Annotated in this window: 24 protein-coding genes; 14 read left to right on the top strand and 10 right to left on the bottom strand. The window is 71.0% G+C overall.

Going from position 1 to position 24,395, the window contains the following annotated elements; genetic code table 11:
- The first annotated feature begins 158 nt into the window (after nucleotides 1-158).
- The 7 genes from NYZ98_RS10770 to NYZ98_RS10800 all read left to right on the top strand — a co-directional run bounded on the left by NYZ98_RS10770 (nucleotide 159) and on the right by NYZ98_RS10800 (nucleotide 6,761).
- Nucleotides 159-614 (top strand): MarR family winged helix-turn-helix transcriptional regulator, encoded by a 456-nt coding sequence (locus NYZ98_RS10770; protein WP_262842455.1) that lies wholly within the window; start codon nucleotides 159-161, stop codon nucleotides 612-614.
- 141 nt (nucleotides 615-755) lie between these two features.
- A complete protein-coding gene (locus NYZ98_RS10775) occupies nucleotides 756-1,742 on the top strand; it encodes a helix-turn-helix domain-containing protein (protein ID WP_262842456.1) in 987 nt (328 codons plus the stop codon).
- Between the two features lie 279 nt (nucleotides 1,743-2,021).
- Nucleotides 2,022-3,065, top strand: coding sequence for an NAD-dependent epimerase/dehydratase family protein (locus tag NYZ98_RS10780; RefSeq protein ID WP_262842457.1), 1,044 nt, complete (start codon nucleotides 2,022-2,024; stop codon nucleotides 3,063-3,065).
- 14 nt (nucleotides 3,066-3,079) lie between these two features.
- Nucleotides 3,080-4,804, top strand: coding sequence for an acyl-CoA carboxylase subunit beta (locus tag NYZ98_RS10785; RefSeq protein WP_262842458.1), 1,725 nt, complete (start codon nucleotides 3,080-3,082; stop codon nucleotides 4,802-4,804).
- Between the two features lie 183 nt (nucleotides 4,805-4,987).
- Nucleotides 4,988-5,545, top strand: coding sequence for a hypothetical protein (locus NYZ98_RS10790; protein ID WP_262842459.1), 558 nt, complete (start codon nucleotides 4,988-4,990; stop codon nucleotides 5,543-5,545).
- Nucleotides 5,542-5,994, top strand: coding sequence for a hypothetical protein (locus NYZ98_RS10795; RefSeq protein WP_262842460.1), 453 nt, complete (start codon nucleotides 5,542-5,544; stop codon nucleotides 5,992-5,994). Before NYZ98_RS10790 ends, NYZ98_RS10795 begins: the two co-directional genes overlap by 4 nt.
- Complete coding sequence (locus NYZ98_RS10800) at nucleotides 5,991-6,761, top strand: GDSL-type esterase/lipase family protein (RefSeq protein ID WP_262842461.1); 771 nt, start codon at nucleotides 5,991-5,993, stop codon at nucleotides 6,759-6,761. Before NYZ98_RS10795 ends, NYZ98_RS10800 begins: the two co-directional genes overlap by 4 nt.
- A 15-nt stretch (nucleotides 6,762-6,776) precedes the next feature.
- Here the strand turns inward: NYZ98_RS10800 and NYZ98_RS10805 are convergent, their stop codons facing one another.
- The 5 genes from NYZ98_RS10805 to NYZ98_RS10825 form a co-directional block, all read right to left on the bottom strand.
- On the bottom strand, nucleotides 6,777-7,496 hold the full coding sequence (locus NYZ98_RS10805; RefSeq protein ID WP_262842462.1) for an alpha/beta fold hydrolase: 720 nt from the start codon (nucleotides 7,494-7,496) through the stop codon (nucleotides 6,777-6,779).
- Nucleotides 7,497-7,650: 154 nt separating this feature from the next.
- Nucleotides 7,651-8,415 (bottom strand): 4'-phosphopantetheinyl transferase family protein, encoded by a 765-nt coding sequence (locus NYZ98_RS10810; RefSeq protein ID WP_262842463.1) that lies wholly within the window; start codon nucleotides 8,413-8,415, stop codon nucleotides 7,651-7,653.
- Nucleotides 8,412-8,699 carry a hypothetical protein gene (locus tag NYZ98_RS10815; protein WP_262842464.1) on the bottom strand — a complete coding sequence of 96 codons (288 nt, stop codon included), beginning with the start codon at nucleotides 8,697-8,699 and terminating at the stop codon, nucleotides 8,412-8,414. Before NYZ98_RS10815 ends, NYZ98_RS10810 begins: the two co-directional genes overlap by 4 nt.
- A 320-nt stretch (nucleotides 8,700-9,019) precedes the next feature.
- Nucleotides 9,020-9,292, bottom strand: coding sequence for a phosphopantetheine-binding protein (locus NYZ98_RS10820; protein ID WP_262842465.1), 273 nt, complete (start codon nucleotides 9,290-9,292; stop codon nucleotides 9,020-9,022).
- 134 nt (nucleotides 9,293-9,426) lie between these two features.
- Nucleotides 9,427-10,161: a GntR family transcriptional regulator gene (locus NYZ98_RS10825; protein WP_262842466.1), complete on the bottom strand. Its 735-nt coding sequence runs from the start codon at nucleotides 10,159-10,161 to the stop codon at nucleotides 9,427-9,429.
- 146 nt (nucleotides 10,162-10,307) lie between these two features.
- Here NYZ98_RS10825 and NYZ98_RS10830 point away from each other — a divergent pair, with 146 nt between their 5' ends.
- The 6 genes from NYZ98_RS10830 to NYZ98_RS10855 all read left to right on the top strand — a co-directional run bounded on the left by NYZ98_RS10830 (nucleotide 10,308) and on the right by NYZ98_RS10855 (nucleotide 17,858).
- A complete protein-coding gene (locus NYZ98_RS10830; protein WP_262842467.1) occupies nucleotides 10,308-11,591 on the top strand; it encodes an extracellular solute-binding protein in 1,284 nt (427 codons plus the stop codon).
- Between the two features lie 17 nt (nucleotides 11,592-11,608).
- Entirely contained in the window at nucleotides 11,609-12,529 is a 921-nt protein-coding gene (locus tag NYZ98_RS10835; protein ID WP_262842468.1) for a carbohydrate ABC transporter permease, read from the top strand.
- On the top strand, nucleotides 12,526-13,428 hold the full coding sequence (locus NYZ98_RS10840) for a carbohydrate ABC transporter permease (protein WP_262842469.1): 903 nt from the start codon (nucleotides 12,526-12,528) through the stop codon (nucleotides 13,426-13,428). Before NYZ98_RS10835 ends, NYZ98_RS10840 begins: the two co-directional genes overlap by 4 nt.
- 39 nt (nucleotides 13,429-13,467) lie before the next feature.
- Nucleotides 13,468-14,751 carry a beta-N-acetylhexosaminidase gene (locus tag NYZ98_RS10845; RefSeq protein WP_262842470.1) on the top strand — a complete coding sequence of 428 codons (1,284 nt, stop codon included), beginning with the start codon at nucleotides 13,468-13,470 and terminating at the stop codon, nucleotides 14,749-14,751.
- Between the two features lie 123 nt (nucleotides 14,752-14,874).
- Entirely contained in the window at nucleotides 14,875-16,293 is a 1,419-nt protein-coding gene (locus NYZ98_RS10850) for a cellulose binding domain-containing protein (RefSeq protein ID WP_262842471.1), read from the top strand.
- A 134-nt stretch (nucleotides 16,294-16,427) separates the two neighbouring features.
- Nucleotides 16,428-17,858 carry a WS/DGAT/MGAT family O-acyltransferase gene (locus NYZ98_RS10855; RefSeq protein WP_262842472.1) on the top strand — a complete coding sequence of 477 codons (1,431 nt, stop codon included), beginning with the start codon at nucleotides 16,428-16,430 and terminating at the stop codon, nucleotides 17,856-17,858.
- Between the two features lie 162 nt (nucleotides 17,859-18,020).
- Here the strand turns inward: NYZ98_RS10855 and NYZ98_RS10860 are convergent, their stop codons facing one another.
- A complete protein-coding gene (locus NYZ98_RS10860; RefSeq protein ID WP_262842473.1) occupies nucleotides 18,021-18,311 on the bottom strand; it encodes a hypothetical protein in 291 nt (96 codons plus the stop codon).
- 2 nt (nucleotides 18,312-18,313) lie between these two features.
- Nucleotides 18,314-18,670 carry a hypothetical protein gene (locus tag NYZ98_RS10865; RefSeq protein WP_262842474.1) on the bottom strand — a complete coding sequence of 119 codons (357 nt, stop codon included), beginning with the start codon at nucleotides 18,668-18,670 and terminating at the stop codon, nucleotides 18,314-18,316.
- 349 nt (nucleotides 18,671-19,019) lie between these two features.
- Between NYZ98_RS10865 and NYZ98_RS10870 the strand changes: the two genes are divergently transcribed.
- Nucleotides 19,020-19,805 (top strand): GntR family transcriptional regulator, encoded by a 786-nt coding sequence (locus tag NYZ98_RS10870; RefSeq protein WP_262842475.1) that lies wholly within the window; start codon nucleotides 19,020-19,022, stop codon nucleotides 19,803-19,805.
- A 136-nt stretch (nucleotides 19,806-19,941) separates the two neighbouring features.
- Here the strand turns inward: NYZ98_RS10870 and NYZ98_RS10875 are convergent, their stop codons facing one another.
- The 3 genes from NYZ98_RS10875 to NYZ98_RS10885 all read right to left on the bottom strand — a co-directional run bounded on the left by NYZ98_RS10875 (nucleotide 19,942) and on the right by NYZ98_RS10885 (nucleotide 24,295).
- Nucleotides 19,942-21,873 carry a glycosyltransferase family 39 protein gene (locus tag NYZ98_RS10875; protein WP_262842476.1) on the bottom strand — a complete coding sequence of 644 codons (1,932 nt, stop codon included), beginning with the start codon at nucleotides 21,871-21,873 and terminating at the stop codon, nucleotides 19,942-19,944.
- 121 nt (nucleotides 21,874-21,994) lie between these two features.
- Entirely contained in the window at nucleotides 21,995-22,900 is a 906-nt protein-coding gene (locus tag NYZ98_RS10880; protein WP_262842477.1) for an ROK family protein, read from the bottom strand.
- 183 nt (nucleotides 22,901-23,083) lie between these two features.
- The gene (locus tag NYZ98_RS10885; protein WP_262842478.1) at nucleotides 23,084-24,295 is read right to left on the bottom strand and encodes an ROK family transcriptional regulator; all 1,212 of its coding nucleotides are present in this window, start codon (nucleotides 24,293-24,295) and stop codon (nucleotides 23,084-23,086) included.
- Nucleotides 24,296-24,395 lie beyond the last annotated feature (100 nt).

A 24,395-nucleotide genomic window follows, 5' to 3' on the forward strand; every position in this document is an offset into this window, starting at 1 on the left:
TGGCGAGGAGGAGTCCATGTCCGATGGACGAGCAGGTCCCGTCGCCGGGACCACGTGGGATGAGCTCCGTGACATCTGGGACGAGGTCCGTGAGATCGTGTCGGCGTGGGCCGATGAGCAGGAAGACTGATCGCTGACCCGCTGAGGGAGGCAGGACCATGAGCGGGAACGGGCACGAGCCCGCACCTACCGCGCGGCTGCTCGCCGAGTCCACCGGCTGGCTGCTCAACGACGCCGCGCGCGAGGTGACGCTGAGGCTCGAAGAGGCACTGAAGGGTGATGACCTGCGCTGGCGTGACTACGGAGTGCTGGTCGTGCTCGAAGCGGCCGGGCCGCTTTCGCAGCAGGAGATCGGCCGGCGGCTCGCCGTCGACCGGTCCACGATGGTGCACATCATCGACGTCCTGGAGCAGCGCGGCCTGGTCGTGCGCAGCCGGGACAAGACCGACCGCCGCGCCTATTCGATCGAGCTGACCGAGCCCGGCCGCACCCTGCTCGTGGAGGTGCTGCACCCGCTGACGGCGGAGGTGCACGGCAGGGTGATCGGCAGGCTCACGCTCGAGGACCGCGCGCACCTCAACCGGATCCTCGGACAGCTCGTCGGGGGACCCTGACCGAGTGGGTCCGCATTTTGTGAGAGTGCGCGAACCATCTGACGTCTGATAGTTTGTAATCATACATAATCCATGGAGCCGGGCAAGGGTCGAGGACCCCGAGGTCCCCCTTGGGTGAGGTACATGGCCAGGAGGCGAGCCATGGACATTTCCGTCATCGGTGTACCAGCTGAAGCAGTAGAGATCTATCGGTACTTCTTACGACACCGTGGCGACGGCATCGGCTCTATCCGGCAAGCCCTCGACATGGACCCGGACACGATCGAGGGGGCCGTCGACACTCTGGGACGGCTCGCCCTTCTCGATATCACCGACCGCCACCGGGTGATGGCCACCGAACCCAGAATCGGAATTGAACGCCTCATCGAACAGCGTCTCAACGAGCTCAACACCGAAATCCGCCGCGTTCTGACCACTCGCGACGCCATCGCGTCCTTCGTAGAGGATCAGCGGCATGGTGAGGAAGCGACGTCGGCGCTGGACATCGAACGTGTGGAAGGCCTCGACCGCGTTCGCCAGCGCCTTGACGACCTTGGGTTCTTCTCCTACAAGGAAACTCTGTGCCTGCATCCGGGGGGACCCCTTTCTTTGGGCGCCATCGAGACGGCGCTGCCTTTGGACACGCGCTCACTGCGCCGTGGACTGGCCGTGAAGGCCGTTTACCATCCCAAAGCACTTGACGATCAGAACATGGCGGCATATCTGCGCGAGGTCGTCAGCCTCGGCGGTCAGATTCACATAACGGAAGACCCGATGGACCGGATGCTGATCTTCGACCGTAGCGTGGCGGTCGTGCCGATCCATCCAAAGGAGAGCTCACGCGGCGCCCTTCTGGTGAAGGAGCCCGGCCTGGTCTCCCAGCTCGTCACCTACTTCGACGGGGTCTGGGACGCCGCCACCGACCTGCGGGAGTTCACCGAGCCCAGTTCCGACGGACCTCTCCTTTCCGATCTGGAGCGCAAGGTGCTCGAGGTGATGGCGCGGGCGGACAAGGACGAGATCGCGGCGCGCGAGATCGACGTGTCGGTCCGCACCTACCGCCGCTACGTCGCCGACCTCATGGCCCGGCTCGGCGCGGTGAATCGCTTTCAGGCCGCCTTGCGGGCGAAAGAGGAGAAGTGGATCTGACCGGTCCCGTCCGGCCATTGTTCGCTTTCATTTCCGGTTCCCTTCTGCCGTTCATTTCGTTCTGACACGTCCAACTCTGCGGCATTTCCGGCGGGCCGGACAGTCGATTCCACGTCATCAAGTTGCCGCCGGCCGTCCGCTTCCTGCCGCCGGGACGACTGGACATTCCCATGGGTCACAACGCACCGGGTAAATGCTCACTCCGGGTGAAAGCACAATCGGAGATGACAGCCGGGCGCGATAGGCATTTGACTGGTGTGGATCAGAGGAGATGGTCTGATGCTGGTAAGCGTGACCGGTGGCACCGGATTCGTCGGTGCCCATTCGGTCGCGGCGATCGTGCGGGCGGGTCACCGGGTACGCATGCTCGTCCGCGACGAGTCCAAGGTGGACCGCGCCCTCGCGCCGTTCGGCCTCGGTCGCCACGTCGTCGAGGTCGTCACCGGAGACGTCACCGACGAGGCCGGCGTCGAGCGGCTGGTCCGCGGCGCCGGCGGCGTCCTGCACGCGGCGTCGGTGTACTCCTTCGACAGCAGGCTCCACGGCAGGATGCGCGAGGTCAACGAGCGGGGCACCGAGATCGTCCTCGGCGCCGCGCTGCGGGCCGGCGCGAACCCGGTCGTCCACGTCTCCAGCATCGTCGCGATGTTCCCCGCCCCCGGGCGCGTCATCGACGCGGACTCGCCCGTCGGCCGCCCCCGCGAGACGTACATGGCGAGCAAGGCCGCGGCCGAGGTGATCGCGCGGCGGTTCCAGGACGAGGGGGCGCCGGTGGTGATCACCTACCCGCCGGCCCTGCTCGGGCCGCACGACCCGAACCTCGGCGACCAGAACGCGCGCCTGCGCGCCGTCCTGCGGGGGCTCACGCCCTTCTGGCCGCTCGGCGGGTTCCCCGTCGGCGACGTGCGCGACACCGCGGCCCTGCACGCCGGGCTGTTCGCCGCGCCGGCCGAGGGCCGGGGCCGCCACTTCGGGCCGGGCCGCTACCTGTCCACCCGGCAGTACATGAGGACGCTGCGCGAGGTCACCGGGCGCGCGCTTCCGACGATCTTCCTGCCCGCCCGGGGGATGATCCCCATCGGGAGGCTCACCGACGTGGTCCAGCGCGTGTGGCCATGGCACATCCCCGCCGAGTACGGAGCCATCTACACGTGCGCCTGCGCCACGCGGGTGGCCGAGCACGCCGGCACGCCAGGGATCGGCCCCCGGCCGATCGCCGAGACCGTCGGCGACACGGTGCGCTGGCTGCGCGAGAGCGGCCACCTGTCCGCCAGGCAGGCGGGATCAGGCCGGCCGAGCCTGTCGTCCGTAGGAGCGCAATGAGGGGAGACGCCGCCATGAGCGAGCGGACCGCGACCAGCCCGAGCCTTGACTACCCGCCGGCGGGACCGCCGGGGAGCGCGGTGGAGCTCGACCTCGTGCCGGTCTCCGTGCCCAGGCGGAAGACCGACGGCGTCAAGTCACGCCCGGACGACCGCGCGGGCACGGAACGCCGTGAGGACGCGCCCCCGCCGCGGTCCATGAGCCTGCTCCGGGAGCGGCACGCCACCCTGCGCGACGGCATCGTCGGCGGGCGCCCCGCGGGGGTCGCCCGCCAGCACGCGCTCGGCAAGCACACGGCGCGCGAGCGCATCGACATGCTGCTGGACGAGGGCTCGTTCATCGAGCTCGACATGTACCGGCGCCACCAGGCCCACGGCCTGCGGATGGAGGACAACCGCCCGCACACCGACGGCGTGGTCACCGGGTCGGGCACCATCGACGGCCGCCGGGTGTTCGTCTACGCCCAGGACTTCACGATCTTCGGCGGCTCGCTCGGCGCCGGCCACGCGTCCAAGATCCACAAGGTCATGGACATGGCGATCTCCACCGGGTCGCCGATCATCGGGCTGATCGACAGCGGCGGCGCCCGCATCCAGGAGGGCGTGGTCGCGCTCAGCGGGTACGGCGGGATCTTCCAGCGCAGCGTCCAGGCGTCGGGCGTCATCCCGCAGATCAGCGTCGTGCTCGGGCCGTGCGCGGGCGGCGCCGCCTACACCGTGGCGCTGGCCGACTTCGCGTTCATGGTCCGCGACACCGCGCAGATGTACCTCACCGGACCCGACGTGGTAGAGGCCGTCAGCGGGCAGAAGATCAGCCACGCCGACCTGGGCGGCGCCGACGTGCACGGCAAGCGGTCCGGCGTGGCCACCTTCGTGCACGACGACGAGGAGACCTGCCTCCAGGACGTGCGCTACCTCATCTCGATGCTGCCTGGCAACAACCTGGAGTTCCCGCCGAGCGCGCCCTCGCAGGACGCGACCACCGACCTGCGGCCCCGGCTGGCCGAGATCGTCCCGGTCGAGCCGAACAGGCCCTACGACATGCGGCTGGTCGTCTCCGAGCTGGTGGACGACGGCGAGTTCATGGAGATGCACGAGGACTGGGCGCAGAACGTGATCTGCGTGCTGGCCCGCATCGACGGCGAGGTGGTCGGCGTCGTCGGCAACCAGCCCATGGTGCTGGCCGGCGTCCTGGACGTCTCCGCGTCACAGAAGGCCGCCCGGTTCGTACGGTTCTGTGATGCCTTCAGCATCCCGCTGGTGACGCTCATCGACGTGCCCGGGTTCCTCCCCGGCGCCGACCAGGAGTACGCCGGGATCATCCGGCACGGCGCCAAACTGCTGTACGCCTACTGCGAGGCCACCGTGCCGCGCATCCACGTCATCGTGCGCAAGGCTTACGGCGGCGCGTACATCGTCATGGACTCGCGCACCATCGGCACCGACCTGTCGCTGGCCTGGCCGACGAACGAGGTCGCGGTGATGGGCGCCGAGGGCGCCGTCAACGTCATCTTCCGCAAGGAGCTGGCCGCCTCCGCCGACCCGGTCGCGCTGCGGTCGGAGCTGGTGAGCGAGTACGCCGAGCAGCTCATGCACCCGCACTACGCCGCCGAGCGCGGGCTGGTCGACGACGTCATCGACCCCGTGCAGACCCGGGCCGCCGTCGCGCGCGGGCTGGCGATGCTGCGCAACAAGCGCAAGCAGTCCCCGCAGCGCAAGCACGGCAACGTGCCGCTGTAGCCGGCACCGGTCCACCCGGGGTGAGCTTCGCGAACAGAGCATTCCCGAAGAAGACCAGGTCAGGACATCCCCGGAACAATTAGACCTAGTTCCCGCCGTCGTCCAGCGACGCCGGGAAGGGGGCCCCGCGCGATCGGACGCGTGACGGCACACGGTGAACATTTCCGGGATCGAGGATTGCGCATGGCGACCCAGACCGTTTCGGCAACTCCAGTCCAGTTGTCCGCACTCAACACCAGATACCACAAGGCGGCGCTCAGCGTCTTCGGGCTGATCGTCGTGGCGCACTGGGCCGAGCACATCGCCCAGGCCATCCAGATCTGGGTCCTCGGCTGGCCGCTCCCCGAGGCGCGCGGCGTCCTGGGCGTGCCGTTCCCGTGGCTGGTGAAGTCGGAGTGGATGCACTACGGCTACGCCCTGGTGATGCTGGTCGGCCTGATCGTCCTGCGCAAGGGGTTCACCGGGCGCTCGCGCACATGGTGGAACGTCTCCCTGGGCATCCAGGTCTGGCACCACCTTGAGCACCTGCTGCTGCTCCTCCAGGCCATCAGCGGCTACCACCTGCTGGGCAAGCCCGCGGTGACCAGCATCATCCAGCTCGTCGTGCCGAGGGTCGAGCTGCACCTGTTCTACAACACCCTGGTCACCATCCCCATGGTGGTCGCGATGATCCTCCACATGCGGCCCAGCCCGGCCGAGCGCGCCGAGATGGTGTGCTCCTGCGCCGGCCACCGGGGATGACGGTCGGCCACGCGAGGCACGGGCACTCTCCGGTCTTCACCGCGGCCCTGACCCTCATCGGGGCCTTCCTGCTCTACCTCGTCATACCGAACATCGGCCCGGCGGTGCGTGCCGCCCGGGCCGATGGCGCCCCCGGGGTGTTCACCGCGCGGAGCGTCTCCTGCGTCGAGCACCCCGGGCACGAGAGCTGCTCGTGGATGGGCGACTTCCGGTCCGACGCCGGCGGGGCCGACCGCCCGGTCGCCCTGTACGGCAGCGACCGGGACTCGCTCAGGCCCGGCATGGAGACCAGGGCTTTCGACGTCGGCCGTCCCAACCTGGTGTACGGGCCGGGCGGCTCGCGCGAGTGGGTGTTCACCGCGCTGCTGCTCCTGGCCGGCCTCGCCATCCTGGTCTTCCCCTACGCCGGCCTGCTGATGCGATCGCCAAGGGCGCCGGCCGGCCCGTGAGCGGTGCCGCCCCGGGCACGACGCCCACCATCATGATCGTCGGTGACTCGATCAGCCAGGGCAGGGAAGGCGACCACACCTGGCGCTACCGCTTCTGGCGGACCCTGGACCAGCGCCGGATCCCGGCGCGCTTCGCCGGGCCGTGGGCGGGCACCTGGGTGTCGTCCGCGGTCCAGCCGGGCCCGCGGCCGGCCCACCCGGACGACCCCGTCCACGCCGGCCGCTACCGGGACGGCATCGACTTCCCCGCCTGCCGGCACTACGCGAGCTGGGGCCGGCTCCTGCGCGAGGCCAAGGACAACATCCGCGGCGCCGTGGCCGCCTACGAGGCCGACCACCTGTTGGTCGCGCTCGGGTTCAACGACCTGGCCTGGGGGGTCTCCGGCCCCGGCCGGCTGGCGGCGGACGCCGAGACGTTCGTCCGGCGGGCGCGTGAGGCCAACCCCGACGTCCAGCTACTGATCGCCAACGTGGTCCACCGCACTCCGCTGCGGGACCAGCCGGGCCTGGCGCGTGACATCACCGCGTACAACCTGGAGCTGTCCTCGCTGGTGGCGGCGCTCTCCACGGAGCGGTCGGCCGCGGTCCTGGTCGATCTGGACGGTGTCTACGATCCCTACCGCGACAGCTACGACGGGGTGCATCCGAACGGCTCGGGGGAGATCAGGATCGCCAGGGCGTTCGCCGGCGTCTACGCGTCGGCCTTCGGCCACGACCGGGCCGGTGTCCCCGACCCGATCCCCGCTCCCGCCCCTGCCCTCGGCTGAGGCTGAGGCGCCTCGCTACCGGGCGGGGATGGTGGTGAGCAGGCCGACCAGCTGGTCGGGGGCCGACACCATCGGCCAGTGCCCGGTGTTGATGGTGTGGAAGGTCCAGTTCGGCTCGGCGCGCATGGCGGCCACATCCTCGGAGATCCGGCCGCCGAAGTGCTCCTTGGAGCACACGATGTAGCTGGCCCGCTGCTGGGCCAGCGGCCGGGTCAGCACGGCGGGCTCCGACAGGGTGTGCCCCGGGTGCCCGACGAACCGCTCCACCAGCCACTGCGCCTGCTGCGTCGACAGATCCTGTCCCTCGGCGACGATGGTGACGTCGGGGATCGGCCAGCGGCCGCTGTTCTCCGCGATGAGCTGCAGCTCACCCTTGCGCTGCAGCTCGGGGAAGGCGTGGAGCATCGACTTGCCGTCGTGCGGCAGGAAGCCCTCCACGAAGACGGTGTGCTTCACCCGGTCGGGCGCGCGGTCGGCGACCAGCCCGGCGACGATGCCGGAGTAGCTGTGGCCGACGACGATGACGTCACGCAGGTCGTCCTTCGTAAGGACGGCGAGCACGTCGTCGACGTGCGTCGCCAGGCCCACGGTCGAGACGTCGGCGTCAGCGCTGCCCAGTCCGGTCAGGGTGACCGGGTGGACCTGGTGGCCGAGGGCCTGGAGCCCTCGGGTCACCGGTTCCCAGACCCAGGCGCCCATCCAGGGCCCCGGAATCAGGATGTAATGATTTCTCACGGCAGGTCAGCTTCCTCTCCTTTACAGCTTGACTGCCCCTGAACAATACGGAAACCGGACCTTGGGGGACGTTTATGGGGGTCGTCCCCGCCCGCTGGATACTTGAATTTCCGTAGTTATTCAACAGTCTCGTGCTGGATCGCGTCAATGGTGGTCAGGCGGCTATGGGCGCCGCGAGCGAGAACGAGTTGCGGCCAAGGCTGGTGGCGGTCCATTCCGACACCGTGATCGGGATGTCGTCCACGAGGATCGAGACGACGCCCGTGTAACCGTCACCGGGGTAAAGAGTGGTGATTCGCACTGTTTCCGGGGCTATGTCCAGCGGCCAGCTCAGCAATGCGGGCTCCTCGCGAGGGCCACTGACCTCGACCTTGTCCGGGGGGATCCGGAGCCCGTGCCCGGTCGCCTTCAGCACGGCCTCCTTGCACGTCCACATCCGGGCGAAGCCGGCCTGCTGCTCGTGCTCGGGGATCGAGGCCAGTACGGCCTGCTCGGCCTGCGACAGCGCGCACCGCACGAGCTCGGCGACCGGCGTCGTGGGCACCTCCTCCACGTCGACGCCCACCGGTCCCGCGGTCGTCAGGGCCACCGCGACGCGGCCGCCCGAGTGGGAGATCGAGGCGTGCAGCCCGTCGTCGGTGAGGATGTGCGGCCTTCCGTGGAGCTTGTCGCACTTCGCGTTGCCGCACCGCCGCTCGATGGGCACCTTCTCCGGCGCGATGCCGAGCTGGGCGCCGGCGACCTCGCGCAGCAGCCAGGACGCGGTGAGGTTGCGGCGCCGGTCCGCCTCGCGCCGGTAGGAGGCGGCCCGCTCCAGTTCGGAGGCGTTCAGCGTGCTGAGGAGGGTTTCCATGGGCTGGACCTCCGGGTCCGCCCACCAGACGTGACAGTCACCGGGCTTCAGGGCGGGAGCGTTCATCGCGTGTCCTCCTTCGCTTCGTGCCGGCCGTTGGCCAGGGTGTGGCAGGTGATCAGTTCCCAGTCGCTTACTTCGGGGTTGGTGAGGATGGCGGTCACCTCGGCGCGGATCTGCGCGGTGGTCTCGTCCTCACCGGTGTGCACTCGGATGGCGATCTCGCCGGTGACGTGTTTGAGGTCCTTTCGCCATCTGGCGGGCAGGAGGGCCATTATTCTGATTCCGTCGACCGGTGAATTCGGTGACGGCTCTCCCGCCGCGCGGCGAATTGTCAGTTCGACCAGCATCGGATTCTTTCCTCAGTCCCCGGTCGTGCCGGGCGTGGCGGCGGGTGAGGTCCAGGTGATCCCGGCGCTGATTTCGCGGGCCGGTCGCGGGTTGTGCTCCTTCATTTCTCGGTCTCTTTTCTCGGGCTGTTGTCCTTGTTCTGGTAAGAACAACTCTCCGTGATTCGAGGCCGGTGAACCAGATGATTCCAAGTCAGCAAGCTGCACGCCGATAACAGCTTCCTGCCATGCCGGAAGTGGACACGCCCATGCGAGATCGCCCGCTGCCACGAGGCCGCAGGTGAAGGGGTGTACGGGTGCGGGCGGGCCGGTCCGCCCGCCTAGCGGTCCCGCTCGTCGGGGGAGGCGGGGCGGCGGGAGAGCGCGACGACATGGCGCACGAAGTCGGCCAGATGGGGGTGGTCCAGCACGTCGCCCACCTCGACCGTGACGCCGAGTTCCGCCTGGATGCGGGCGACGATCCGCAGCGCGGTCATTCCCCGCCCGCCCAGCTCGGAGAAGGAGGCGTTCATCTCGTCACGGGAGACGCCGAGCACGTCCTTCCAAATCCTTTCGACGCGCTTGCCGACGATCGAAGAACCGGCGTCCCCCACGAGACCACTCCCATTCGGCGGCCCTCGCGTGCTCGGCGCCCGACGTCAGGACCGCGCCCATCGCCATTTCCGCACATTCGCCGTGCCCACGGCAACACCGCCGCGGCGCGGGCCGGGGCGACGGCGCGGAAACCTCAGCCGGAGTCGGCGTCGAAGTGGAGTTCGGAGGTGACGCGGTAGCGGTCGCCCCGGTAGATGGACCGGACGAACTCCACGATCCTTCCCTCGGCGTCGCGGGTGGTGCGTTCCACCCCGAGCGCGGGGAAGTGCTGCGGGACGCCCAGCAGCTCGGCCTCGGTCTCGTCGGTGACGGTGGCCTCGATGGTCTGGACGGCGCTGCGCACGTCGACGCCGAACCTCTCGCGCAGCAGCCGGTAGAACGAGCCGGACTCCATGTCGGCGGGCACGAGCCCCTCGACCAGGGCGCCGGGCAACTGGATGCGCTCGATGGCCATCGGCTCGTCGTCGACGATGCGCAGCCGCACGACCCGCAGGACGGCGTCGGCGGGGGCGAGCCTGAGCCGGGTGGCGAGCTGCGGGCCGGCCGGGGCCAGGCCGAACTCCAGGATCCGGCTGAGCCAGTGGCCCTCGGCCGGAGGGGCGTAGAAGGAGCCGCCCGCCGTCGCGGCGAGCGCCTGGGTGACGCGGTGCGGCCCGGTGAAGGTGCCCCGGCCGTGTTCGCGGACCAGCAGGCCGGACCTGACCAGGTCGTCTATGGCCGCCCGCAGCGTGGGGCGTGACACGCCGAGCTCCTTGCACAGGTCCCGTTCCGAGGGGATGGCCTCGCCCGGCCGCTTGTCGGCGATGAAGTCGAGCAGGAAGTCACGCACCCGATCACGCTTGAGCCCGGCCCGCATGTTCAGAGTCACCCTGCCGACCTTACCAGCGCGTTACCAATCTCGCGCTGTACGCCGGGATCGAGGGGCGAAATTGGGGCTTGACGCGGCAACTGGTTAATACCACTCTATCCACATCGGGCGGATTGCTTACCAATATCTGACCAATGGGAGATCCCGTGAGGTATCGCCTTCTCGCCGCGACCGGACTCCTGGCGCTTGCCGCCGGACTGACCGCGTGCGGTTCACCCTCCCCGTCCACCGCCGCGCCCGGCTCCTCCGCCGGAGCGGGCGCGGCCCCTGTCGAGCTCACGGTCTGGGTGATGCGCGACAGCTTCTCCGACGCCGTGCTCGGCCGCTTCACGACCGCCTTCCGGCAGTCGCATCCCGGAATCACCCTGGACATCCAGATCCAGGAGTGGGACGGCATCGGCCAGAAGGTGACCAGCGGCCTGGCCAGCAACGACGCCCCCGACGTGATCGAGGTCGGCAACACCCAGGTGGCCGAGTACGCGGCCAGCGGCGGCGTGCGCGACCTCACCGGTAAGGTCGCCGACCTCGGCGGCGCCGACTGGCTCCCCGGGCTGGCCGAGCCCGGCAAGGTCGACGGGCACCAGTACGGCGTCCCGTGGTACGCCGCCAACCGCGTCGTCATCTACAACAAGGACCTGTTCGCCAAGGCCGGGATCACGACGCCGCCCAAGACGCGCGAGGAGTGGCTGACCGCCACCGCCACGCTCGACAAGGGCGGCGACCAGGGCATCTACCTGGCCGGACAGAACTGGTACACCCTGGCCGGGTTCGTCTGGGACGAGGGCGGCGACCTCGCGGTGAAGGACGGCGCCACCTGGAAGGGCGCGCTGGACACCCCGCAGGCGCTGGCGGGCATGGACTTCTACAAGCGGCTCCAGGCGCTCGGCGAGGGCCCGAAGGACTCCGACGAGAGCAGGCCGCCGCAGGCGGACGTGTTCGCCAAGGGCGACGTCGCCCAGCTCATCGCCACCCCGGGCGCCGCGGTGGCGATCGAGAAGGCCAACCCGGGACTCGCGGGCAATCTCGGCTTCTTCCCGATCCCCGGCAAGACGGCCGACCGGCCGGGCGCGGTGTTCACCGGCGGCTCCGACCTGATCATCCCGGAGGCGTCCAGGAACCAGGACGCCGCCTACGAGGTGGTCAAGGCGCTGGCGGGGGAGACGTTCCAGCGCGACATGGCCAAGGAGATGAGCTACGTGCCGAACCGGGTCTCCCTCGCGGGAGCCCTCGACGGCGACGAGGGCACCGCGGCGATGGCCGCCGCTGCCGCCGGCGGCCACGCCACCCCGAACTCGCCCAACTGGGCGGCGGTCGAGGCCAAGAACGTCATCAAGGAGTACATGACCAAGGCGCTCACCGGGGCGGACCCGGCGTCCGAGGCCGCCGCCGCCTCGCGGACGATCGCCACGATCCTCAACACCACCTCCTGACCCGACCGAGGAGCGCCGTGTCCGTTCTCCCTCGGCCGAGCCCGCGCCGGCTCGCCGGGCTGTGGCCGTACCTCCTGGTCGCCCCCACGGTGGCCGGGACCGCCTTCCTGCTGCTGTACCCCGTGCTGCGCAGCGTCGTGATCTCGGTCCAGCACTTCAGGACGGGTGAGCTGATCCGCGGCGGGGCCGCGTTCGTGGGCCTGGAGAACTACCAGGACGCGCTGGGCGGCCCCGAGTTCTGGCAGGTGGTGGGCCGCACCTTCGCCTGGACGGCCGTCAACGTCGTCCTGATCATGGCGATCGCCACCCCGGTCGCGCTGATGACCGCACGGCTGGGCCGGCGCATGCGGCTGGCGGTGATGAGCGGCCTCGTCCTCACCTGGGCGACGCCGGTCCTCGCCGCCACCACGATCTTCCAGTGGCTGTTCCAGTCCCGCCTGGGGGTGGTCAACCGGCTGCTGGTCACGCTCGGCTTCGGCTCCTTCGAGGACCACATCTGGTTCGCCGGCGGCGCCTCGACGTTCGCCATCCTCGTCGCGCTGGTCGTCTGGCAGTCCGTGCCCTTCGCCGCGATCACCCTGTACGCGGGCCTCACCACGATCCCCGCAGAACTGGAGGAGTCGGCCCGCATCGACGGGGCGAGCGGCGCCCAGATCTTCCGCGACATCACCTTCCCCATCCTGCGTCCCCTGTTCGGGCTGATCACCTCGCTGGAGGTGATCTGGGTGTTCAAGTGCTTCGCCCAGATCTGGGCGATCAGCAAGGGCGGCCCGGACGGGGCCACCACCACCCTGCCCGTCTACGCGTTCCAGGTTGCCCAGTCGCTGCACAAGTACGACCTCGGCGCGGCGGTCTCCACGCTGACCGTGCTCATCCTGGTCGCCGTCCTGATCACCCATCTGCGGCGGATGCTCAAGCACGAAGGAGAGATCCTGTGACCGCCGTGGAGACCCGTCCCCGTCCGGCTCCGGCCCTCACCGCCAAAAGGAGCCGTCCCCGGCCCGCGCTCCGGCGGCTCGCCCGCCGCGTGCCGCTGAACCTGGCGGCGCTCGGCGTCCTCGCCGTCTCGGTGTTCCCCGTCTACTGGATGGCCGTCACCGCGTTCACCCCGGCCGCCGGCATCCAGTCGGACACGCCGGCCTTCTGGCCCGCCCACCCCACCCTCGCGCACTTCGCCACCGCCGTGCGCGCCGACGGCTTCTGGCTGTTCTGGCGCAACAGCCTCGCCGTCACCGCGTCCGCCGTCCTGCTGTCGCTGCTGGTGGCCCTGCCCGCGGCCTTCGCGGTGGCCCGGCTGCGCTGGCGCGGGCGGCGGGCGTTCGCCCTGATGGTCTTCGTCGCGCAGATGGCGCCCTGGGAGGCGCTGCTCATCCCGATGTTCGTCATCGCCCGCGACACCGGGATGCTCGACCGCCTGTCCATGCTCACCCTCGTGTACTTCATGTGCACGCTGCCGTTCACCATCGTGACCCTGCGCGGCTTCCTCGCGGCGATCCCGCCGGAGCTGGAGGAGGCCGCGATGACCGACGGCGCCGGCCGCGCCGCCGCCTTCCGCCTGGTCGTCCTGCCGCTGCTGGCCCCCGGCCTGATGTCCACCTCCCTGTTCGGCTTCATCACCGCGTGGAACGAGTTCGCCTTCGCCAACGCGCTGATCATCAAGAACCAGGACGACCGCACGCTGCCGGTGTGGCTGTCGTCGTTCGCCAACGTGTTCGGCACCGACTGGGGCGCCACGATGGCCGCCGCCTCGCTGTTCATGCTCCCCGTGCTGCTGGTCTTCCTCGCGCTCCAGCGCAGGGTCACCTCCGGCCTGATCTCCGGCGCCGTCAAGGGCTGAGACCGCGCCGTCCCGTACGCTCCGAAAGGAACAGCCAACGTGATCATTCCGCGGCCGAGGGAACTCGCCGTCCTCGGGGGGACCGTCGCCTTCCACCCCGACCTCGTACGGCACGCGCCCCATGACGCGTCCCTGGGGGAGGAGGGCTACCGCCTCGACGTCGGCCCGTCGGGGATCGAGCTCACCGCCGGAGGACGCGCGGGCCGGTTCTACGGCCTGCGCACTCTGGCCCAGTTCGGCGCCGCCGTGCCGTACGGGACGATCGACGACCGGCCGAGGTTCGGCTGGCGGGGCGTCATGCTCGACGTGGCCCGGCACTTCATGCCCAAGGAGTTCGTGCTCCGCCTGGTCGACCTGCTGGCCGAGCACAAGCTGAACATCCTGCACCTGCACCTGACCGACGACCAGGGCTGGCGGCTGGAGATCGAACGCTACCCCCGGCTGACCGAGGTCGGCGCCCGGCGCGGCCAGGGCGCGCGGGCGTACTACACGCGGCAGGACATCCGCGAGATCGTCGCCTACGCCGCGGAGCGGTTCGTCACCGTGGTCCCCGAGATCGAGATGCCCGGCCACGCCCAGGCCGCCATCGCCGCCTACCCCGAACTGGGCAACCACCCCACCCGCCGGCTGGAGGTCTGGTCGGAGTGGGGGATCAGCGAACACGTGCTGAACCTGGAGGAGTCCACGATCCGGTTCTGCCAGGACGTCCTCACCGAGGTCATGGACTTGTTCCCCGGCCCGTACGTACACGTCGGCGGCGAGGAGTGCCCGCCGGCCCAGTGGGAGCGCAGCCCCCGGGCGCTGCGGCGGCTCGCCGAGCTGGGGCTGGACGGGCCCGCGCAGGCGTGCGGGTGGTTCATCGGCCGCATGCGGGAGCACCTGGCCCGGCACGGGCGGCGGCTGGTCTGCTGGGACGAGCCCGACCGCGAGCCCACGCCCGGCACGACGGTCATGGTGTGGCGGGACGAGCACGCCGGGCGGGACAGGACCGACATCATCCTCACCCCGCACACCCGGACCTACCTCGACTACTACCCCTCCGACGCCCCCGGGCAGCCGCCCGCGCAGCCCGGGGTGGTCACGCTCGCCGACGCCTACAACTTCGCCCCCGACCCGGGGGCGCGCGGGGTGCAGTGCCAGCTCTGGACCGAGTACATGCCCACGCCCGAGCAGGTGGAGTACATGGCCTTCCCCCGGCTCTGCGCGTTCGCCGAGGTGGCCTGGGGGTCGCCGGGCGACTACCCCGACTTCCTCAGGCGGCTCGACCCGCATCTCGCCCGGCTCACGGCCCAGGGCGTCCGCGTGGGACCGCTCGTCCCGTAGGACCGCTCGTCTCATGGCCGCTCTTTCCCGCGCGAGGCGGCGTGGACGGACGCTTCAGTACCGCTCTTCCCCCCAACGCGCTCACGCGCCCGCGGAGCGGAACCGCACACGAAAGGATCGGATGTGCGAACGACGATGAGAACGTCCAGGAAACTGCTGCTCGGCGGGGTGCTGACCACCCTGCTCGCGGCGACGATCGGCGTGGGCGCCGCCGCGCCCGCCGGGGCCGCGCAGTCGCTGCGGCTGCGGTACAAGACGAGCGCCACCGGCGCCACCGCCGACCAGGTCGAACCGTGGTTCACCCTGGTCAACGACGGCGCCACGGCGGTGCCCCTGAGCGGGGTGCGGATCCGCTACTACTTCAGGGCCGACTCGCCGTCCCAGCAGTACCGATTCGCCTGCTCGTGGGCCGTGGTGTCCTGCTCGACGGTGACCGGCACGTTCGGCACGATCTCGCCCGGGACGGCCACCGCCGACCGCTACCTGGAGGTCGGGTTCACCTCCGGCACCCTGGCGCCGGGCGCGCAGACCGGTGACCTGCAACTGCGCTTCTACCGGGCCGACTGGCAGACGACCAGGCAGAGCGACGACTACTCGTTCGACGCCGCGCACACGGCGTACGGCGACTGGGCCAAGGTGACCGTCCACCAGAACGGCGCCCTGGTCTGGGGCACCGCGCCGACCGGCGCCGGCGACCCGACGCCCACGCCGACCCCGACGCCTCCCACGGGCAACGCCGGGGTGGTGTTCGACGACTTCACCTACACCGGCGCCGACGACCCGGCCATCGCCGCGCACAAGTGGACCGTCCGCACCAACGCGGGCGGGCCCGGCGTGCCGGGCGCGAGCTGGCCGAAGGGCAACGTGTCCTTCCCGTCCATCGCCACCGGCAACCAGGCGCTCCAGCTCAAGGCCGTGAGCGACGGCACGGCCGGGGGCACCCAGCAGGCGGAGTTCCTGCACCAGCGCAAGTTCCTGGAGGGCACCTACGCGGCGCGGGTGAAGTTCGCCGACGCACCGGTCAGCGGGCCGGACGGGGACGCGCTCGTGGAGACCTTCTTCACCATCACCCCGCTGGCCGCCGACCTCGACCCCGACTACAGCGAGCAGGACTTCGAGTACCTGCCCAACGGCGGCTGGGGCGAGACCGGCTCCATCCTCTACACCACCTCATGGGAGACCTACCGCAACGACCCGTGGCTCGCGGTCAACGTCCACAACGAGGTCAGGGCGAGCTACGCCGGCTGGCACGACCTGGTCCTCCAGGTCTCCGGCGGCCAGATCAAGTACTACGTCGACGGCGCGCTGTTCGCCCAGCACGGCGACATCTACTATCCCGAAACGGTGCAGTCTGTGAACTTCAACCTGTGGTTCATCAGCGGCGGCCTGGTCGGCAGCGCGACCCAGCGCACCTACGTCCAGCAGGTCGACTGGTTCTACCACGCCAAGAACGAGGTCGTGGCACCGTCCGAGGTCACCGGCAGGGTCGGCGCCTACCGCGCCGCCGCCACCCGCTGGGTGGACACCGTCCCCGCCCCCTGACCGAGCGTCACGGCACGGCTCGCGCCCGCCCGGGGGGCGCGAGCCGTGCCGGCGGAGCGCGTCGCGGGAGTCGGACGGGCGGGAGGGGGCAGGTAGAGGGGCAGAAGGTCCGGACCGAGACCGAGGAGGGGCCCGTGCGGCAACTGAGCGCCCTCGACGCGCAGTTCCTCAACTTCGAGACCGAGACGAACGTCGCCAACGTCGCGGGGCTGTCCATCCTCCAGGGCCAGGTGAGCCGCGACGACCTGGTCAAACTGGTCGAGGAACGGTCGGCGCTGGTGCCGCCGCTGCGGCAGCGGCTGGTGCCGGTCCCGTTCGGCCTCGACCACCCCTACTGGGCGCGCGAGGAGGAACTGGACCTCGACTACCACGTGCGCGAGCTGGCGCTCCCCGGGCCGGGAAGCGACCGGCAGCTCGCCGCGCAGGTCGCGCGGCTGCACTCGCGACGGCTGGACCGGCGCCACCCGCTGTGGGAGATGTACCTCATCCACGGGCTGGACGGCGGGCGCACCGCGCTCTACACCAAGTTGCACCACGCCGCGATCGACGGGCTGGGCGGGGCCGACGTGCTGGCCGCCCTCATGGACGTCGAGCCGAAGCCGCCCCACCTGGAGGCCGGCGGCCACGTCGAACCCGACCTCGCCCCCGAGACGGCGGAGATGCTGGTCAGGACCGCCGGACGGCTGATCGCCAACCCCGCGCACCTGCTGAGGTTCCTCGCCGAGGCCGTCCCGTACCTTGATGAGATCCCCATCGTGTCCCGCCTGCCGGGGGCGGTGCCGGTGTCGCGCGCCGCCCGCCGGCTGGCCCGCCGGGCCGGGCTCGGGCACGAGGAGGTCCCCGAACTGCCCCGGCTCACCGTCCCCCGCACGCCCTTCAACGGCCCGGTGTCCGCCCACCGCCGGTTCGCGTTCGTGGAGCTCCCGCTGGATGAGGTGAAGCGGGTCAAGAACGCCTTCGGGGTCACCGTCAACGACGTGGTGATGACCCTGGCCGCCTCGGCCGTACGGCGCTGGCTGGTCACGCACGACGCGCTGCCCGAGGAGCCGCTCGTCGCGGGCGTCCCGTTCTCGCTGCGCAGCTCGGGCGAGGAGGGGCCGGGCAACCAGGTGACCCTCATGATCACCTCACTGGACACCCAGATCGCCGACCCGCGCGAACGCCTTGCCGCCGTGTACGAGGCCATGCGGCGGATCAAGGACCGGTTCAACCTGGCCCCCGCCCGCTGGCTGCGGCACCTCAGCGAGAGCATGCCCGCCGCGCTGACCGGGCTCGCCGACCGCGCGGCCTTCAGCCTGGTCGCCCAGACCTCGCCGCCGGTCAACCTCATCGTCTCCAACATCCCCGGCCCGCAGATCCCGCTGTACGTGTGCGGGCGGCGGCTGCTCGCGCAGTACCCCGTGTCGGTGGTCACCGACGCGAGCGGCGGCCTCAACATCACGGCCTTCTCCTACGACGGCCGGATCGCGGTAGGCGTCCTCGCCTGCCGAGAAATGGTGCCCGACGTCTGGAACATCACCCGCTACCTACGCGAATCCCTAGACGAACTCCTCTCCCTCACCTGACTCCCGCGCGAGCCCGTCACCCGACATATCCGGACTCGCAAGGGTGAACCCACCCAGTCTTCCCTGCCCAAAGGCGACAGATCCGGATTCGCAAGGATGAACCCCCCCGCCGCCCCCGACCCACCCAGACGACCCCCACACCCAGCCGGTGCGCGGGCTCCGTCATCTCGCCTGGCCGAGGAGGATCTTGAGCCACAGGTTCTCCACCTGCGTGTACCGCATGCGCGTGGTCTCGCGCTCGCCCTCCCGCTGCCGGTCCGCGCACCGGATGTGCGCGCGCCCCCCGCCGACCACCAGGTAGTAGACCCGGGCGCGGCACTCGCACGTCCACCGCAGGACGCGCGGCCGGGACTCCAGGTGCATCGGCGGGTGCCAGACGATGCGCTCGCATCCCTCCAGCGGCCGGGGAACGTGCGGGCCGTGATCGGCGTGCCCCGCCGTGGAGGTCAACATGCTCACTCCTCCTCCCCGAAAGCAACGCCGCCTCCGGACGCTCCGCCGTCCCCGGACGACACGCCGTCCCCGGCCGCCACGCAGTCCCCGAACGCGCCGCCGTCCCCGGACGACACGCCGTCCCCGGACGACACGCCGTCCCCGGACGTCCACTCCGCGATGCGGGCGGCGAGCAACTCGGGAGTAGGGGCATGCAGGAGTTCGGCCTCCAGCCACGGCCCCGAGGCATACCAATTACGTCCGGACCACCACACCCGCCACCCGGGAAACTCCTCCCTGAGCAGCCGGGTCAACTCCTCCGACGCCACAGCCCCCTCACCCGCCGACCGCCGCGCGTCCCCAGCCCGCGGATCGGTCACCACGACAACCCCGACCCACGACAAGCCCGAACGCCCCTGACTGGCGGCCGACCCGGATCCCGGCTGAACCGACCGTCCCTGACTGGCGGCCGACTCGGATCGCGGCTGAACCGGTCCCGGCCAACAGGCGGTCGACTCGGGTCACGGCGGGATGCGGCCTGGCTGGTGGGCGGTCTAGACGGCCTCATTGGCCGGGTCGACGGCAGGCGGGCGGGACATGCGATGTCGTGAGGGGGAGCCCCGGCCATCCAAACCCCTTAACGGCTACTGTAATCGATTGACATATACGACAATGGCGAGACGATAAGGTGCGTGTCAACCTGGTCAATCCAGTTGGAACCCCCAGCAGATGGGACGCACGCATTTGTCTGGCCACGCCTACGAGCACGTCGCGGCCGAACTGCGCGGTGCGATCCTCGACGGCGACCTTCCCCCGGGTACCCGCCTTCCCCGGCACGCCGACCTGGCGCGACAGCACGGCGTCTCCGAGATCGTCATCCGCCAGGCCATCGACGACCTGAAGAACGCGGGCCTGGTCGAGACCCGTGGCAGAGGCGGCACCTGGGTCCGCCGCCGCCCGCCGGTACGCCGCATCTCCTCGCGGCGCTACCTCGCCGACCTCGCGCCGCAGGCCGAACCGGGCACCTCGTTCACCCACGACCAGGGGATCGCCTGGTCGCAGTACCGCCTCGACGTGGCTTACCGCTGGATCGACGCCGACGAGCGGCTGGCCGGACTGTTCGAAGTCGCGACGGGCTCCCGCGTGCTCGAACGGCGCTTCGTCTTCTACGCCTCCGGCGTGCCGGCTCAGGTGTCACGGCCGTGCCTGCTCGCCGCCGACGTGGAGGGGACGCCGGTCGCCGACCCGAGGAACGAGCCGTGGCCCGGCGGGACGATCAGCCAGCTCCGCACACTGGGCATCGAGGTGGACGACATCACCGAGTCGGTCGAGACGCGCATGCCCACCCCCGAGGAGACCCAGGCCCTGCGCATCGCGCCAGGCGTACCGGTCTTCGCCATCACCCGGCTCATGCTCGCCGCCGGCCGCGTAGTCGAGGTGGCCGACCCCATAGTCATCCCCGGCGACCGCGCCATCCTCGACTACCAAATAACCCTCCGCCCACCCCCTCCCTGACCCCCGAATCCGGTCGAACCCACCCACCCCCTCCGCCCGCTTTGCACGTTTGTGTTCGGCGCCGGCGCGGGGAGGTGTGGGGCGGTGAAGTCGGCGCCGTTTGCGGTGGGTTACCGGTGTCATCGTGTGTGGTGGGTTAGGGGGTGGGGGTGGTGAGGTCGTAGAGGGTGGTGCCGTTGAGGGTGGTGGCCGGGTAGGTGGACTGGACCCAGGACGCGATCCGCTGGGCGTAGTCGCTGCCGCCGGTGTCGCCGCCGCGCATCATCGCGCCGCCGATGAAGTAGTGAATCCTTCCTTCGCCGACGTACTGCTTGAACTGGTCGAGGGTGGGGGCAGGGTCGGTGCCGTTGAACCCGCCGACGGCCATCACCGGTTCCCCGGTGGCGAGCTGGTACCCGGCGGCGCTGTTGGAGCCGACGGCGGCGGCGACCCAGGTGTAGGAGGCGGCGTTCTTCGACAGCAGGGCGGTGACCTCGGCGGACGGAGTACTGCCGAAGAGCAGGCTCATCCCGCCACCCCCTCGTGGCCCGGCCCCGGCTCGTCCCTGGAAGCCGCCATGTCCTCGCGGGCCCCCGGTGAAGCGGCCGCCGCCGGGGAAGGTGGTCGGGGTGGGTCCGGCTGTGGGGATGGCGCCGGTGTGGGGTGTGGTCGCGGTCTGGACGGCGTAGGCGGCCGGTCCGGTGATGGCGGCGGCGACGGCCAGTGCCACGACCGCCGTGACCGCCGGGCCGATCCGCCGGCCGGTGGCCGGCAGCGCGATGGCGGCGATCAGCCCGCAGGCCAGGATCGCGACCCCCAGCCCGGGATACCAGTCCGGGGTGCGGTTCAGCAGGACGTACGACCAGACCGCCGTGACGGCCACCGCCACCGCCAGGATCCGCGTCGCCGCCGGAGCGCGCCTGCGCCGCCACAGCAGCGAGGCCCCCATGCCCACGAGGGCGGCGACCGCCGGAGCCAGCGCGACGGTGTAGTACGCGTGGATGATGCCCTGGCTGAGGCTGAACACCACTCCGGTCACCACCAGCCAGCCGCCCCATAACGTGAACGCCGAGCGGGCAGGGTCGGTCCTCGGCGCCCGGCGGGCCAGCCACAGCCCCGCGGCGAGCATGATCAGCGCGGCGGGCAGCAGCCACGAGATCTGGGCGCCCATCTCGCTGTCGAGCAGGCGCGTCCAGCCCGCCTCCTGGTTCAGGTTGCCGAGCCCGCCGGTCTCCTCGCCGGTGAGCCGTCCGAGGCCGTTGTAGCCGAGGGCCAGTTCCAGCACGCTGTCGGTCTGCGACCCGCCGATGTACGGCCGCGAGCCCGAGGGCACCAGCGCGACGACCGCCACCCACCACCCCGCGCCGGCGACCAGCGCGGCGCCCCCGGCGAGGAGCTGCCGGACCCGCCGTCCCACCGGCACCGGGGCAGTCACCAGGTACGTCAGCGCGAACCCCGGCACCACCAGGAAGGCCTGGAGCATCTTGGCGAGGAACGCCGTGCCGACGCACGCAGCGGCGAACACCAGCCACCCGGTGTGCCCACGCTCCTGCGCCCGCACCATCCCGTACGCGCCGAGCGTGAGCAGCAGCACCAGCAGCGCGTCGGGGTTGTCGAACCGGAACATCAGCGCCGCCACGGGGGTCAGCGCGAGCACCGCGCCGGCCAGCAGCCCCGCCCCCGCGCCGAAGTGGCGGCGCACCGTCGCGTACAGCACCCCCACGGTCGCGACGCCCATCAGCGCCTGCGGGACCAGGATGCTCCACGCGTTGACCCCGAAGATCCGGGCGGACAGTTCCATCGGCCAGAGCGCGGCGGGCGCCTTGTCCACGGTGATGAAGTTCGCCGCGTCCGAGGAGCCGAAGAAGAACGCCGTCCAGCTCCGGCTCCCGGCCTGGACGGCCGCCGAGTAGAACTGGTTGGCCCAGCCGGAGGCGCCGAGCCCCCACAGGTACAGCACCGCCGTGCCGGCCAGCAGCCCGAGCAGGGCGGGCCGTGCCCACCGGGGGTCGCTTGAGGCGCCGGTGGTCCAGGGGCGCCGCGGCGCCGTCGAGCCTGGGGAGGCGGTGTCGCCGAGTGCGGTGGTCACGCGACCGTCCTTTGCCGGTGGGAGGAGCTGCACCGCCAAGCTAGGAGGGCTCGTCTACGACCTCGGTGAAGGAACCTTGAGAACTCCATGAAATACCGCCCCACACCACCCCGCCGCCGGCTCAGCCAAGGAGGGCCATGCGGGCGGCGCCGACGAGGCCGCCGTCGCGGCCGAGGGCCGCCGGGGTGACGCGCAGGCGCTGGACGAAGGCCAGGTGGGCGCGGTCGGCCACGGCCCGGCGCAGGGGGGAGAAGAGCACCTCGCCCGCCCCGGCGACCCCGCCGCCGATCACCACCTGGTCGAGGTCGCAGATGGCCGCCACCGAGAGGATCGCGCCCGCGAGCGCGTCCGCCGCCCGCCCGAACGCCGACAGGGCCACCGCGTCCCCGCCATGGGCGGCGCGCGCCAGCTCGCGGGCGTCGGTGCCGGGCCATCCCCGCTCGCGGGCCCAGCGGACCATCGAGGGACCGCTGGCGATGGTCTCGACGCAGCCGGTGCCGCCGCACGGGCAGGGCGCGCCGGCGGGGTCCACGACGATGTGCCCGATGTGGCCGGCGTTGCCGGTCGGCCCGGTGTAGGGGACGCCGCCGAGTATGAGCCCGCCGCCGATGCCCGTGGAGACCACGATGCCGAGCATGGCGGTCGACCCGCGTCCCGCGCCGCGCCAGGACTCGCCCGCCGCCGCGGCCACCGCGTCCCCGACCAGGTAGGTCGGGACGCCGGGCACCACCCCGGCGACCTCGGCGAGGATCGGGAACCCCCGCCAGGCGGGGATGTTGACCGGGCTGACCGTGCCGGCGAGCAGGTCGAGCGGGCCCGCCGACGCGACGCTCACCGCCAGCGGGGGCGCGTCGCCCGCCACGTCGTGGAGCAGACCGGTGAGGGCCTCGCTCACGATGCCGGCCTGACCTGGGGCCGCGTGGGGCGTCGGGACCTCCCTGCGGCGGAGCACCGCGCCGTCCTCACCGATCATGGCGGCGGCCAGCTTGGTGCCGCCGATGTCGGCGGCGAGCACGTGGGCGGTCATGGGCTCCTCGTCGCGGGGAACGTCGGAACGTGGTGATGTCGACGATACGTGGTCGGGCGGTGGCGCAAGGGTGACAGGGCGTGATCAGGATGACGGGACGTGGTCGGGGGCTGGATCAGGACGGCAGGGGGTGGTCGGGGCGGCGTCAAGACGGCAGGGCGTGGTCAAGATGACAGGGCGTGGTCAGGATGGCAGGAGGGTGCCGAGGCGGGCCGCGTAGGTGGCGTGGAAGACCAGTGACGCCGCGCCGATCGCGGCGGCGTCGGTGGCGATCGGGGACGTCTCGACCTGGACGGTGTGCAGCCGGCGCGCGAGCGGCCGCGCGGCCACCGCCTCGGCGATCACGTCGTGGTAGATGTCGGCGACCTTGTGCATGGCGGGCCCGCCGAGCACCAGCAGGTCGATGTCGAGCATGTTGACGATGCTCACGGCCGCGTCGGCGAGCCGGGCCGCGGCCTCGCCGATGACCTCGCGGGACAACGGGTCCCCGTCGGCCGCGGCGGCGCAGATCGCCTCGTGGTCGACGGGGCCGCCGGTCAGCGTGCTCTCGGCGCCCCTGGCCAGCCGCGCCCGTACGGTGGCCTCGATGGCGCTCGGGCAGCAGACGGCCTCGACGCACCCGCGGTTGCCGCAGTAGCAGTCGGGGCCGTCCGGCACGACGGTGATGTGGCCGAACTCGCCGGCGTTGAGCGAGCTTCCCCGGTAGATCTGGTTGTCGAGGAACAGGCCGCCGCCGATGCCCGTGCCGAGGTACAGGTAGGCGAAGCTCGGTGTGGCGCGGGCGAGGCCGGCCCATCTTTCGCCGATCGCCGCCGCGGACGCGTCGTTGTCGAAGGTCACCTGGAAGCCGGTGTGCTCCTCCAGCAGGCGTTTGATGGGCACGTGGTCCCAGCCGGTCAGGCGGGGCGGGAAGTTCATCACGCCGTCGGTGTCCAGCGGGCCCGGGCAGGCCAGCCCGATGCCGAGCACCTTGTCGTCGGGCACGTCGGCCGCGTTCAGCATCCGCCGGGCCGTGTCGGCCATCTGGCGGATCACCGCGTCGGGTTCGAGCCCGGGGGGCACGTCGGTGTGCAGTTTGGTGACCGGCTGCCCGGCCAGGTCGGCGAGGACGTACGAGATCGCGCCGGGGTCGAAGTGGATGCCGACCGCGTACCCGGCGGTGGGGTCGACGCGCAGGATCGTCCGGGGCTTGCCGCCGCTGGAGGGGAGCGACCCGTCCTCGATGACCAGGCCTTCTTCCAGCAGTTTGCGCACGATGACGGACACGGTCTGCGCGGTGAGCCCGGCCCGTTTGGCGATCTGGACGCGGCTGATGCCGTCCGACACCTGGATCGCCTCGAGGACGACGGCACGGTTGTAACTGCCCACCTTCGGCAGGTTGGTGCCCATCTGCATGCATGACTCCCGGCGTCCGGCGATGTCCTCAGGCAATATCGCACAGGCCGTTGACTTAGTAAATCAAAAAGACTTAAGTTCTCGTCACCCAAAGAAACAC

It is taken from the genome of Sphaerisporangium corydalis (assembly GCF_025506355.1).
GTDB classification, from domain to species: domain Bacteria; phylum Actinomycetota; class Actinomycetes; order Streptosporangiales; family Streptosporangiaceae; genus Sphaerisporangium; species Sphaerisporangium corydalis.